Origin of the sequence: Pseudomonas sp. XWY-1 (assembly GCF_002953115.1) — a bacterium.
GTDB lineage: Bacteria > Pseudomonadota > Gammaproteobacteria > Pseudomonadales > Pseudomonadaceae > Aquipseudomonas > Aquipseudomonas alloputida.
The window spans coordinates 962,641-976,110 of the sequence record NZ_CP026332.1; the positions used below are offsets into that span (position 1 = coordinate 962,641).

General features: G+C 62.1%; 10 protein-coding genes. 5 read left to right on the top strand and 5 right to left on the bottom strand.

Annotation, left to right across the window (positions count from 1 at the left end):
- Position 1 precedes the first annotated feature (1 nt).
- Positions 2-2,284 (bottom strand): TonB-dependent siderophore receptor, encoded by a 2,283-nt coding sequence (locus PRJ_RS04575; RefSeq protein WP_104960824.1) that lies wholly within the window; start codon positions 2,282-2,284, stop codon positions 2-4.
- Positions 2,285-2,505: 221 nt separating this feature from the next.
- On the opposite strand from PRJ_RS04575, the gene PRJ_RS04580 reads away from it, so the two are divergent.
- Positions 2,506-3,186, top strand: a complete 681-nt coding sequence (locus PRJ_RS04580) for a Fe2+-dependent dioxygenase (RefSeq protein WP_003248502.1) — start codon at positions 2,506-2,508, stop codon at positions 3,184-3,186.
- A gap of 3 nt (positions 3,187-3,189) precedes the next feature.
- On the top strand, positions 3,190-3,939 hold the full coding sequence (locus tag PRJ_RS04585) for a tetratricopeptide repeat protein (protein ID WP_104960825.1): 750 nt from the start codon (positions 3,190-3,192) through the stop codon (positions 3,937-3,939).
- A 585-nt stretch (positions 3,940-4,524) separates the two neighbouring features.
- Here the strand turns inward: PRJ_RS04585 and PRJ_RS04590 are convergent.
- Positions 4,525-5,688, bottom strand: a complete 1,164-nt coding sequence (locus PRJ_RS04590) for a type III PLP-dependent enzyme (protein ID WP_003248498.1) — start codon at positions 5,686-5,688, stop codon at positions 4,525-4,527.
- A gap of 507 nt (positions 5,689-6,195) precedes the next feature.
- On the opposite strand from PRJ_RS04590, the gene PRJ_RS04595 reads away from it, so the two are divergent.
- From PRJ_RS04595 to PRJ_RS04605, 3 genes are all read left to right on the top strand, one after another.
- On the top strand, positions 6,196-6,681 hold the full coding sequence (locus PRJ_RS04595; protein WP_003248496.1) for an RNA polymerase sigma factor: 486 nt from the start codon (positions 6,196-6,198) through the stop codon (positions 6,679-6,681).
- A 20-nt stretch (positions 6,682-6,701) separates the two neighbouring features.
- Complete coding sequence (locus tag PRJ_RS04600) at positions 6,702-7,664, top strand: FecR family protein (protein ID WP_104962853.1); 963 nt, start codon at positions 6,702-6,704, stop codon at positions 7,662-7,664.
- Positions 7,665-7,772: 108 nt separating this feature from the next.
- The gene (locus tag PRJ_RS04605) at positions 7,773-10,202 is read left to right on the top strand and encodes a TonB-dependent siderophore receptor (RefSeq protein WP_104960826.1); all 2,430 of its coding nucleotides are present in this window, start codon (positions 7,773-7,775) and stop codon (positions 10,200-10,202) included.
- A 540-nt stretch (positions 10,203-10,742) separates the two neighbouring features.
- Here PRJ_RS04605 and PRJ_RS04615 read toward each other — a convergent pair.
- Genes PRJ_RS04615 through PRJ_RS04625 form a run of 3 tightly spaced genes read right to left on the bottom strand, consistent with a single transcriptional unit; the run spans position 10,743 to position 13,458 of the window.
- Positions 10,743-11,900, bottom strand: a complete 1,158-nt coding sequence (locus PRJ_RS04615) for a betaine/proline/choline family ABC transporter ATP-binding protein (RefSeq protein WP_010952079.1) — start codon at positions 11,898-11,900, stop codon at positions 10,743-10,745.
- Positions 11,897-12,550: an ABC transporter permease gene (locus PRJ_RS04620; RefSeq protein WP_003248487.1), complete on the bottom strand. Its 654-nt coding sequence runs from the start codon at positions 12,548-12,550 to the stop codon at positions 11,897-11,899. Before PRJ_RS04620 ends, PRJ_RS04615 begins: the two co-directional genes overlap by 4 nt.
- Complete coding sequence (locus PRJ_RS04625; protein ID WP_004575997.1) at positions 12,547-13,458, bottom strand: glycine betaine ABC transporter substrate-binding protein; 912 nt, start codon at positions 13,456-13,458, stop codon at positions 12,547-12,549. The genes PRJ_RS04620 and PRJ_RS04625 overlap by 4 nt, the downstream gene beginning before the upstream one ends.
- Between the last annotated feature and the right edge of the window lie 12 nt (positions 13,459-13,470).

Consider the following 13,470-nt stretch of genomic DNA (forward strand, 5'->3'; position numbering starts at 1 on the left):
ATCAGAAGTGCACGCTGGTGGTCAACAGTGCCGTCCGCCCGGCCGCCTGGTTGGCGAAGTGGGTGGAGAAGGCCTTGTCGTAGTACACCTCGTTGGTCAGGTTCTGCACGTTCAGTTGCAGGTCGACGTTCTTGGTCAGCTTGTAGGCGGCCATGGCGTCGTAGCGTACGTAGCTGTCGACCATGGTGGTGTTGGCCACGCTGCCGTACACGTCATCCACGTAGAACGCACCACCGCCAACGGTCAGCTTTGGTGTGATCGAGTAGGTGGTCCACAGGCTGGCGCTGTTGTTTGGCGTGTTCGGCAGCTGGTTGCCGTCGTTGGCCTTGCCCACCGGGCCGCCGTCGATCTGGCGAGCCTGCATGTAGGTGTAGCCGGCGAACACCTGCCACCTGTCGGTCAGCTTGCCGCTGGCCGACAGTTCGATACCCTGCACGCGAGTTTCGCCGACGTTCTCGTAGGTAGTGGTGTCCACCTGAACGCGGGCGTTTTCCTTCTCAGTGCGGAAAAGCGCCGCTGCCAGCGACAAGCGTTCGTCCAGTAAGTCCCACTTGGTACCGATTTCGTAGTTGGTGGTTTCTTCTGGTTCCAGGTCGCTGCCCAGAATATTGCCGCTGCGGTCGGTTGTACCTGGCAGTGAGTTGGTCTCGGTACCTTCGCCGAGCATTGCGCCTGGCGGTGTCGCCGAGGTGGCGTAGGAAATATAGATGCTACCGTTCTCGGCTGGCTTCCACACCAGACCCAGCTGGCCCGTGAAGAATTCGCTTTTGTCGCGACCTTTGGTGGGTACGCCGTTCTTGTTCAAGACGGTTGCGCCGCTGGCGTCGTAGGTGCGGAACTTGGTATCGAAATGGTCGTAACGCAGGCCCATGTTCAGCAGCCATTGGGGTGTGAGCTCCAATGTGTCGAAGACATAGATCGCTCGGGTCTTGCCGCTGGTCTTGGTGCCGGCGTAGTTGCGCGAGACAGTGCCGTCCCAAGTGTCGTCCGGGTTAGGGTCGCTCAGTGAGGTGCAGCTACCACCATTGCCAGGCCCGGTGCAGGTGAGCTTGCTGTTTGGCGTGACGGTGTAGCTCTGGCGGTCGGATTCTTCCTTGGTGAGTTCGATACCGGTCGAGAAGTTGTTTTTGAAACCGCCGACGAAGAACTCGCCGAACAGGTCGGTCTGGTTGGTGGTGGTGGCGGTGTTACCCACGCGGGTGTTGGCACGACGCCATACACCGTTGTTGTTCACGTTGCCGGCACTGTCATCCGGCTGGGTCAGCACGTAGTCTTGCATGCTGTTGCCGTGACGCAGGGTGTTCTTGATGGTCAGCGAGTCGGTCAGGTCGTGCTCGATGGCGAAAGTGGCGATGTCCACGCGGCTCTTGCGGAAGTCGCGACCGGTCAAGCCGTAGAAGTTGTCGCTGTCACCGCCATCGATCGGCTTGCTCGGGTGCGCCGAAGTACGGGCGGCGCTGCCAGTAACGGGGATGCTGTAAGGGATGCCCGAATCCGGCAGGTCGTCGCTTTCCAGGTGGTAGTAGTCAAGGTTGACGCGGGTCGGCGTGCCCAGGCCAAAGGCCAGCGATGGGGCGATACCCCAGCGGTCGTAGTTGACCTTGTCGCGGCCGGCGACGTTGCTTTCGTGGGTCATCAGGTTCAGGCGGCCGGCAACGGTATCGCTGAACTGGTAGTTGCCATCGAAGGTGTAGCGCTGGGTCTGGTCGCTGCCCCAGGTCCAGGCGCCGTCCAGCGAGTTGCCCAGATGCGCGCGCTTGCTTACCAGATTGATGGTACCGCCGGCCGCGCCGCGGCCACCGATGGCCGAGTTCGGCCCCTTGGCCACTTCAACAGATTCGATGGCGAAGATTTCGCGGGTTTGGGCGCCAGTGTCACGCACGCCGTCCAGGTAGGTATCGCCCTGGGCGTCGAAGCCGCGGATGAACGGGCGGTCACCTTGCGGGTTGCCGCCTTCGCCAGCGCCGAAAGTAATGCCGGGCACGGTGCGCAGGGCATCCTGCAGGGTCAGGGCGTTGGTGTCCTTGATCACTTGCTGCGGGATAACGGTTACCGAGCGCGGGGTGTCTACCAGCGGCGCGGTGTACTTCTGCGAGGCGGCCTTCTCCACCTTGTAATCGGTGCTGGCTTGTTCAGCCTTGCCGTTGACGCTGGTGGCATCGAGGGTGATGGCGCTGTTGGCGGCCGGATCGGCGGCATAGACCGACGAGGCACTCAGGGCGACACCGATGGCAGACACGATCAGGCGTGGCGAACTCACAGCAGATGGTACGTACTGGCGCATTGCAAAGAACCTTCCCCAAGGTATTGAGGCGGTGGATCTTAATGTAAGCAATTTTGACTAACAATTGAGAGTCGTTACCATTCGTGAAGAATTTACAATCTTTACAATTTGTCTTTACGGTTTCATGCCGCTGAAACGTCTTAAGCGGCGAATGGGGCTTGTGTAGCGTAAAAGTGAATCAATATCATTGCGCCTTTACATTTCCTAACGGTGCTGTTGCCATGCTGCTTCACATTCCAGGCCTGTTCGACGCTGATGAACTGGCCCGTATCCGCGAGGCGCTGGAGCGGGCCGACTGGGCCGATGGCAAGGTTACGGCCGGTTATCAGTCGGCCAAGGCCAAGCACAACCTGCAGCTGCCGGAAGGCCATGCACTGGCCAAGGAAATCGGCACTGCGCTGATCGACCGCCTGTGGAAGACCCCGCGCTTCATGTCGGCAGCCTTGCCGCACAAGGTGTTCCCGCCGCTGATCAACTGCTACCGCGATGGCGGCAACTTTGGTTTCCACATCGACAATGCCCTGCGCCAGCCCAAGGGCAGCCCGGAGCGGGTGCGTACCGACTTGTCTTCCACGCTGTTCCTCAGCGACCCGGAAAGCTACGACGGCGGTGAGCTGGTGATCCAGGACACCTATGGCGTGCAGCAGATCAAGCTGGCCGCCGGTGACATGGTGCTGTACCCCGGCACAAGCCTGCACAAGGTCAACCCGGTGACCCGTGGCCAACGCTATGCCGCATTCTTCTGGACCCAGAGCCTGGTGCGCGATGACAGCCAGCGGGCACTGTTGTTCGAGATGGACAACGCAATCCAGCAACTGACTGCCGATGTGCCGGACCACCCTTCGCTGTTGCAGCTGACGGGCACCTACCATAATTTGCTGCGCCGCTGGGCTGAGGTCTGAGCCGTGTCCTACCTGCTGCGACGTGAGGAAGTGGTGGATGTGGCCGGCTTGCAGGCCATGCTCGAGGAAACCCCCGGCAAGGCCGCCCAGGCGATTCTGGCGGCAGCGGGGCAGGGCGTGGTCGAGGCGCAGTTGCTGCTGGGGCAGATCTTGCTGGATGGGCGTGGCATCCAGCAGGATGCCACGGTTGCCCGGCGTTGGTTCGGTATCGCTGCACAGGGTGGCAGTGCCATGGCGCACAACATGCTCGGGCGTTGCCTGGAGCATGGTTGGGGCGGCGAGGTGAGTTTGGCGCAGGCTGCCGTTCACTACGCCCGTGCGGCCGACTCCGGGTTGGACTGGGGCCTGTATAACCTGGGCAACCTTCTGGCGACCGGGCGTGGGGTGCCGGCCAATCAGGCGCAGGCACTGATGTGCTACGAGAAGGCTGCGCAGCTGGGGCATGCCAAATCGATGAACCTGTATGGGCGTTACCTGGAGCAGGGCATTGCCACGGCGCCCAGCCCGGCGCGGGCGGTGCGCTGGTATCGGCGTTCGGCCGAGGCGGGGGATTTTCGTGGGATGTTCAGCCTGGCGCTGGTGCTGGTCGAGCGCGGCCAGGTGGCTGAGGCCGCGCCTTGGCTGGAGCGGGCGCGGATCGAGGGCAACATGAACTTCCTGCGTGCGGCGCTGGTGACCTTGCAGGAGGCGGGGCCGGCGCTCATGACCTTTGCCGGGCGCTATGCCGAGGAGATCGAACGGCGTGGTGAGTGAGGTTGACTGTGCCGGCCAATTTCCACTGGCCGTTCACCGTTGCCGCCGCCATCGTATTCGCGGGTAAACCCGCTCCTACACACGCATCGGTGGTTGGGCGCAGGCCGTCGTAGGAGCGGGTTCACCCGCGAAAGGGCCGGGCCTGCTGGCCAATTTCCACCCGCCGCTCACCGTTGCCGCCGCCATCGTATTCGCGGGTAAACCTGCTCCTACACACGCATCGGTGGTTGGGCACAGGCCGTCGTAGGAGCGGGTTCACCCGCGAAGAGGCCGGGCCTGCTGGCCAATTTCCACCCGCCGATCACTGTCGCCGCCGCTACCGTATTCGCGGGTAAACCCGCTCCTACACACGTATCGGTGGTTGGGCACAGGCCGTCGTAGGAGCGGGTTCACCCGCGAAGAGGCCGGGCCTGCTGGCCAATCTCCACCCGCCGTTCACCGTTGCTGCCGCCACCGTATTCGCGGGTAAACCCGCTCCTACACACGCATCGGTGGTTGGGCGCAGGCCGTTGTACGGTTTACCCGCAAAGAGGCCAGCATCGACAGCACACAAATGAAAACGGGGCCTTTCGGCCCCGTCGTGCATTACAGGTAGTAAGCCTTCAGCGGCGGGAAGCCGTTGAATTCCACTGCGCTGTAGCTGGTGGTGTAGGCGCCGGTCGACAGCCAGTACAGGCGGTCACCGATGGCCAGGTTCAGCGGCAGCCCGTACTTGTAGTTCTCGTACATGATGTCGGCACTGTCGCAGGTCGGGCCGGCGATGACCACTTCTTCGGCTTCGCCTTTCTTCTCGGTCCAGATCGGGAACTTGATGGCTTCGTCCATGGTTTCGATCAGGCCGGAGAACTTGCCTACGTCGGTGTAGATCCAGCGCTCGACGGCGGTACGCGACTTGCGTGCGACCAGCACCACTTCGCTGACCAGGATGCCGGCGTTGGCGATCAGCGAACGGCCGGGCTCGAGGATGATCTCCGGCAGTTCGTCACCGAAGTCTTCCTTGAGGAAGCGGATGATTTCTTCGGCGTAGGTTTCCAGGCTGTTGGTACGGGTGATGTAGTTGGCCGGGAAGCCACCACCCATGTTGATCAGCTTCAGTTCGATGCCGTCTTCTTCTTTCAGACGTTCGAAGATTACCTTGACCTTGGCGATGGCGGCGTCCCACACGCTGATGTCGCGTTGCTGCGAGCCCACGTGGAAGGAGATGCCGTATGGCACCAGGCCCAGGTCGCGAGCGAGGATCAGCAGGTCCATGGCCATGTCGGTCTGGCAGCCGAACTTGCGGGACAGTGGCCAGTCGGCAGTGGTGGAGCCTTCAGTCAGAATACGCACATACACTTTCGAGCCCGGTGCGGCCTTGGCGATGTTGCGCAGGTCGGCTTCCGAGTCGGTGGCGTACAGGCGCACGCCCTTCTCGTAGAAGTAGCGGATGTCCTTGGACTTCTTGATGGTGTTGCCGTAGCTGATGCGGTCGGCGCTGACACCGCGGCCCATCACTTTGTCCAGCTCGTAGATCGAGGCGATGTCGAAGCTCGAACCTTTCTCTTTGAGCAGGTCGATGATTTCAACGGCCGGGTTGGCCTTGACCGCGTAGTAGACCTTGGCGAATTCGAAACCGGCGCGCAGGTCGTCGTACGCCTGGCTGATCATCTGGGTGTCGATGAGTACGAACGGGGTTTCCTGCTTGTCAGCGAACGCCTTCATTTTCTGGAAGGTTTCACGCGCGAAATAGTCTTCGACCTGGATCGACATGCTCAGGGACTCCATGGGCAAACTGAAAGATTAAGTGGCTGCAAACTGAACGTCCTCCGTATCCCCACTTTGGTTCGCCTACTCAGTACTTGAGCCGGATGGATCGTTTCCAGCATGGACGTTCGGCGCGCACTTTAGGGCGTGAAGAATGCAGAATCAACAGGCAATCCGGGCGTGATCGACGTGGATCGACGACCAGCCATTTGAATAACCGACTCGTGTGACCGGCTGATGTTCCCTGCGATCTTTCAAGCGTAAAAAATTGTGGAATGGAGCGTGTTCGGCCCTTCGCGGGCAAGCCCGCTCCTACAGGGGATACGCGTTGCATGTGGGAGCGGGCTTGCCCGCGAAAGGGCCGGAGGTGTTCATATTTATGGCCACATTTTCCTGGTACCCCCGTACAGGAAATCGCCCATAAATTTTTTGTTACCGACTGGCGGATTTGCTGCTTTTGATGAGAAACATTACTATTCGCACCCTTATCTGCCTCCCTGATGACCCCCGACCGTGTCCGGACACAAAGGCTTCCTCGACCACTACCATGAGCTGATCGGCACCTGGACGCGCAAGCTGCGCAGTCGTCAGCAGGCCGAGGACCTCACCCACGATGCCTTTGTCCGGGTACTGGAAACCCCGCGCGAGCAGGTTGAGCAGCCGCGCGCCTACCTGCATCAGGCTGCGCGCAACATCGCTGTGGATGGCTTCCGTCGCGAAGACCGCCGCCAGGCCCTGGAGCGGGAAGCCTTCGAAGAAGGCGCAACCGGCAGTGGCGACCCGGAAGCCTACGTGCATGCCCTGGAGCTGGCCGACAGCGTCGAGCGGGCTCTGGCCGAGCTGCCACTCAACTGCCGGCAGGTGTTCATCTGGCAGAAGCTCGAAGGCCTGACCCAGGCCGAGATTGCCGAGCGCATGGGGTTGAGCAAGAACATGGTCGAAAAGTATATGATCCGCACGCTCCGGCACCTACGTGAGCACCTGGATGTGTCGGCATGAAGAGTCAGGAGGCCTTTTCGATGAAACAGCACGGTACCGATGCCGTCCGCGAGCAGGCGGCCGCATGGTTCGCCCGTGTGCAGGATGCACCTCGGGATGCCGGGCTGCACAAGCAGTTGCATGCCTGGTTGGCGAGCGACGAGCACCACCGGGAAGAATATGAGCATCTCTGCCGCGTGTGGCAGGCCGCCGACTTCATTCCACGCCAGCACCTGGAGGCGCTGTGCCAGCCAGACCCGGTGCAGCAGCTGCCACGACGGCGTTTCATGCGCCAGGCGTTGGCCGCCAGTGTCGCGGTAGTGGCGCTGGGCCTGGGCTGGAGCGGCTGGCACCACCTGCAACTGAACCATCAGGGCAGCCTGCAGACGGCCTTCAATGAGCGCCGTCAGGTCGAACTGCCGGACGGCTCGCATCTCGAGCTCAATGGCAGCACGCAGTTGCAGGTGGAGTTCAGCGCCGGCCAGCGGCACGTGCGCCTGAACGCCGGTGAAGTGATGTTCATCGTCGCCCATGACAGTAACCGGCCGTTTGTGGTCGACACTGCCCAAGGCAGCGTGATCGTCACAGGTACCCGCTTTGACGTCCGCCTGGACCCAGCCAGCACCCGTGTGGCGGTGGAACAGGGGTCGGTGCGGGTGCAGGGCAAGGGCGCCTCGCTGGCGCAACTGACGGCCGGGCAGGGGTCGCATATAGATGCACAGGGCCTGGTCGCCGCACCCTATGCGGTCAACACCGGCGCCATGACCGCATGGCGACAGGGCAAGCTGGTGTTCGACAACGCCACCCTCACCGAAGTAGTGGCCGAAACCTTGCGCTACCGTAGCCAGCCATTGCGGGTCGCCCCTGGGAAAGTCGCGCGGCTGCGCCTGTCCGGCACCTTCAGTACCAACGATACAGATGCTCTGCTGCGGGCTTTGCCGAGCATCCTGCCGGTGGCCATCAAGGCCCATGAAGACGGCTCCAGCGAAATAATCGCCAACTAGATTCAGGTTTTTTCTCACTCGTTCGTCTTCCTCGCCAGCTGCAACTGCCAAGCATTTCCATTTGCACGCGGTTGGCGTTTATTCCGCATTCCAGGATGTTTCGACGACGTGAACAACAACAAACCCTTCCCACGCTTTCGCGCCCTGGCGCTGGCCCTGGCGGTCAGCACCGTGGCCGTTGACAGCCAGGCCGCAGAGGCCGGCAATACCCTCCAGATCCAGGCCCAGCCGTTGGGTTCGGCGCTGAACCAGCTCGGCCAGCAAACCAGCCTGCAGCTGTTTTTCAGCCCCGAGCTGGTCGCCGGCAAACAGGCCCCGGCGGTATCGGGCAACCTGGCGCCGGTGCAGGCGCTGCAACAGCTGTTGCAAGGCAGCGGGCTCACCTACGAGATGTCCGGGGACACCGTTGTGGTGAAGCCACTGCCGACTACCCTTGACCTGGGCAGCGGCAGCCTGGAGCTGGCCCCCACCGACATCAAGGTGGTCGGTGACTGGCTGGGTGATGCCCAGCAGAGCGTGGTACAGAACCACCCCGGGGCACGCACCGTGGTACGCCGCGAGGCAATGGTGGAGAAGGGCGCAATGAACGTGCGCGACGTGCTGCGCGGTATCCCTGGCGTGCAAGTGCAGGATTCCAACGGAACCGGTGGCAGCGACCTGTCGCTGAACGTGGGCGTGCGCGGCCTCACTTCGCGCCTGTCACCACGCTCCACGGTACTGATCGATGGCATCCCGGCCGCGTTCGCGCCGTATGGCCAGCCACAGCTGTCGATGGCACCGATTTCCTCTGGCAACCTCGACAGCATCGACGTCGTGCGCGGTGCCGGCTCGGTGCGCTATGGCCCGCAGAACGTGGGCGGCGTGATCAACTTTGTAACACGGGCTATTCCGCAAAAGGCCTCGGCAGAGCTGTCCACCACCCTGGAGACCTCCCAGCACGGTGGCTGGAAACACACCGAGTCAGCCTTCGTCGGTGGCACGGCCGACAATGGCATCGGCGTGGCGCTGTTGTACACCGGGGTGAATGGCAACGGTTACCGTGAAAGCAACAACGGCAACGACATCGACGACGTTATCCTCAAGACGCATTGGGCGCCAACCGATGTCGATGAGTTCTGGCTCAACTTCCATTATTACGATGGCCGTGCCGACATGCCGGGTGGCTTGACCCAGGCCCAATACGACAGCAACCCGTACCAGTCGCTGCGCGATTACGACTACTTCGCGGGCCGGCGCAAGGATGTGTCGTTCAAATGGCAGCGGCAGCTCGACGATGCCACCCAGTTCGAAGTGCTGACCTACTACACCGACAGCTTCCGCGGCAGCACAATAGCCTCGCGGGACATGAAGACGTTGTCGTCGTACCCGCGCAACTACCACACCTTTGCCATCGAACCCCGTGTGTCGCGCATCTTCTTTGCCGGCCCAACCACCCAGGAAGTCAGTGTCGGTTACCGTTACCTGAAGGAAGCGATGCGCGAACAGTCGACTCGCCTGGCGCTGATCGACAACGTGCCGACGGTGACCCCGACTTCCGACGGCCACGTGTTCCAGGACCGCAGCGGCGGCACCGAGGCCAGCGCTTACTACATCGACGACAAGATCGACGTGGGCAACTGGACCATTACCCCTGGCGTGCGCTTCGAGCACATCAATACCGACTGGCGCGACCGCCCGGTACTGGACGCCAACAACCGCCCGGTCGCCGAGAAAAAGCGCAGCATCACCAGCAACGAGCCTTTGCCGGCGCTGAGCGTGATGTATCACGTTTCCGATGCCTGGAAGGTATTCGCCAACTACGAGACTTCGTTCGGTAGCCTGCAGTACTTCCAGCTGGGCCAGGGCGGTACTGGCAACAGTACGGCCAATGGCCTGGAGCCGGAAAAAGCCAAGACCTACGAAATGGGTACCCGTTATGACAATGGCGGCTTTGCCGGTGAGCTGACGGCGTTCTACATCGACTTCGATGATGAGCTGCAGTACATCAGCAACGACGTGGGCTGGACCAACCTCGGTGCGACCAAGCACCAGGGCATCGAGGCTTCGGTGCGTTATGACCTGGCAGGGCTGGACCCGCGCCTGGACGGGCTGTCGGTGAGCGGTGGCTACACCTATACCCGCGCGACCTATGAAGGGGATATCCCAGGGTTCAAGGGCCGAGACCTGCCGTTCTATTCACGCCAGGTGGCCACTGCCGGGGTGCGTTACGCGATCAACCACTGGACCTGGAACCTGGATGCCTACGCCCAATCCAGGCAGCGCGCACCCGGTACCGGGATCAATGCCGATGGCAGTTTCAATGGCGACTACATCACCGAGCCGAGTGCTGACGGGCAGTATGGCGATATTCCGGGCTACGTGACCTGGCATGCCCGTGGCGGTTATGAGTTCGGGCCGCAGTTGTCCAACCTGAAGCTGGCGGCGGGGGTGAAGAACCTGTTCGACAAGCAGTACTTCACCCGCTCCAGTGATAACAATGCCGGCCTTTACGTGGGTGAGCCGCGAACCTTCTACGTGCAGGCCAGTGTTGGGTTTTGATCGGAGATTGCCGGGGCCGCTTTGCGGCCCTTCGCGGTCGGGTGTAGGAGCGGGTTCACCCGCGAAAGGGCCGGGCCTGCTGGCCAATTTCACCAGCCGCTCACCGTTGCCGCCGCTGCCGTATTCGCGGGTAAACCCGCTCCTACACATTGATCGGTGGTGGACACACATCGGTGATTGGGTGCAGGCCGTCGTAGGAGCGGGTTCACCCGCGAAAGGGCCGGGCCTGCTGGCCAATTTCACCAGCCGCTTCACCGTTGCCGCCGCTGCCGTATTCGCGGGTAAACCCGCTCCTACACATTGATCGGTGGTGGACACACATCGGTGATTGGGTGCAGGCCGTCGTAGGAGCGGGTTCACCCGCGAAAGGGCCGGGCCTGCTGGCCAATTTCACCAGCCGCTCACCGTTGCCGCCACCACCGTATTCGCGGGTAAACCCGCTCCTACACATTGATCGGTTGTGGACATACATCGGGGATTGAACACAGGCCGTTGTAGGAGCGGGTTTACCCGCGAAGGGGCGCAAAGCGCCCCCGGCGATTACGAAACCACCGCCTCGGCCGGCGAAACGATACTGCTCTTCGCCCCCCGCGATCTCCCCGAGCTCAGGTACGCAGCAATCGACTCCTGCGTCACCTCGCCCAAGAACACCTGCTCGGCATCCAGCACCGGCAACCACGCGCGGTTGAACTCGTACATGCGCGACAACAAGATGCGCAAATGCTCATCGTGCGACGCCGTGGCATTGAACGGCCGCAGGAAATCGCCACACGTCCCTTGCTGGCGGTGCATGTCACGTCGGCGCACATAGCCCAGCGCCTTGTTCTGCGCGTCGGTCACCACCACATAGCGGCGGTCGTGCTCATCGAGCAGCTCCAGCGCGTCGCCCACCGGTGTTTCCGGGCTCACCGACGGCGCGTTGTCCGCTGCATCCTCGGCACGCACCAGCAACAGGCGTTTGAGGGTGCTGTCCTGGCCCACAAAGTTGCTGACGAAATCATCCGCCGGGTGCGCCAGCAGGGTATCCGGGTGATCCAGCTGCAACAGCTTGCCGGCACGGAAGATGGCAATCTTGTCGCCCAGTTTGATCGCTTCGTCGATGTCGTGGCTGACCATGATTACCGTCTTGTTCAGCGCCCGCTGCATTTCGAAGAACTCGTTCTGGATCATCTCGCGGTTGATCGGGTCGACCGCGCCGAACGGCTCGTCCATCAACAGCACGGGTGCATCTGCTGCCAGGGCGCGAATCACGCCGATACGCTGTTGCTGGCCGCCAGACAGCTCCCGCGGGTAGCGTTGCAGGTACTGCTTGGGTTCGAGCTTGATCATGTGCATCAGCTCGCGAGCACGCTCGTGGCATTTCTGCTTGTCCCAGCCAAGCAGGCGCGGGACCACGGTAATGTTCTCCTCGATGGTCATGTTGGGGAACAAACCGATCTGTTGGATCACATAGCCGATGTGCCGGCGCAGGGTGACTTCGTCCAGCCCGGTGGTGTCTTCGCCATTGATGAACACCTGGCCCGAGGTGGGCGTGATCAGGCGGTTGATCATTTTCAGCGTGGTGCTCTTGCCGCAGCCCGACGGGCCGAGGAACACGCAGATTTCCCCTTCGTTGACGGTGAGGCTTACCGAGTCGACGGCTTTGACGTCCTTGCCGTTGACGTTGAAGGTTTTGCTGAGGTTCTTCAGTTCGATCATGAGCGCAGTCCTTCTGGAGTCAGGGCACGTTGCAGGGTTTGCAGCAGCAGGTCGGCGATGATCGCCAGCAGGCTGACCAGTACGGCGCCGACCAGCAGCATCGACATGTCGCTGCGGCTGATGGAAGTCAGAATCAGCACGCCGAGGCCGCCGGCGCCGATGGTGGCGGCAATGGTCATGACGCCGATGTTCATCACCACGGCGGTGCGAACGCCGGCGAGGATCACCGGTACGGCGATGGGCAGCTCGACCATGCGCAGGCGCTGGCCGAAGGTCATGCCAATGCCACGCGCGGCTTCACGGATACCGGGCTCGACATTGGTCAGGGCCAGGTAGGTGTTGCGCATGATTGGCAGCAGCGAATAAAGAAACACGGCAGTGATCGCAGGCAAGGGGCCCAGCCCCTGGCCGAACTTGGAGTAGAACGGCAGCAGCAGGCCGAACAACGCAATCGATGGGATGGTCAGCAGCACTGTGGCGCTGGCCTGCAGCGGGCCGGCCACTGCCGGGAAGCGGGTCATCAGGATGCCCAGCGGCACGCCAACGAGGATCGCCAGGCCGACGGCGATGCCGACCAGCATGATGTGCTGCCAGGTCAGTTGCAGCACCTGGGCCCAGTCGAGGTGGGCGAACGTGTCGAGCAGGCTCATGGCTGTACCTCCTTGAGGGGATGCTCTCGCAGGAATGCGGCGGCCACTGCGGTCGGGTTCTGGTGGTCTACGTCGACCTTGGCATTGAGCTGGCGCATGGTCTCGTCATCGAGCTGCTCGGCCAGTGGCTTGAGCAGGGCGACCAGTTGCGGGTTGGCGTCGAGCACGGCCTTGCGCACCACCGGGGCGGCGGTGTAGTCGGGGAAGTAGTGCTTGTCGTCTTCGAGCAGCTTGAGGTTGAACGCGCTCAGGCGACCGTCGGTGGTGTAGACCAGGCCTGCGAACACCTGGTTGTTGTGCATGGCCGTGTAGACCAGGCCCGCGTCCATCTGGCGGATATTGGCGCGGCCGACCTGCAGGTCGTACATCTCCTTGAGCCCGACCAGGCCGTCGGGGCGGTTGGCGAACTCGGTGTCCAGGGCCACCAGGTGGTTACGCTTGCGCTCGTCGCGCAGCACCTGGTTGAGGTCGCTGATCGAATTGATCTGGGGGTAGGCCTCGGCGACCTGCTTCGGCAAGCCGAGGGCATAGGTGTTGCTGAATTTCGATGGGGTCAGCCAGATCAGGTCTTTCTTGGCATCCAGCTCCTTGACCTTGGCGTAGGTGGCCTCGGCACTGGGCATACGCTCATCGATGTGGTTGTAGGACACCAGCGACACCCCGGTGTATTCCCACATCAGGTCGAGCTGGCCGGTTTCCTGGGCCTGGCGAGCGATGCTGCTGCCAAGGCCGGTGGTGACGCGTACGTCAAAGCCGTTGGCGCGCAGGTATTGCGCGGTGATTTCGGCGAGCACGGTCTGTTCGGTGAACACCCGTGCGCCGATGCGCACCAGGGGTTTTTCCGCTGCCTGGGCAACTCCTGCGAACAGCAGGGCCGCGCCCAGCAGCAAGGCGATTCTCTTCTTCATGCGTTTCCTATC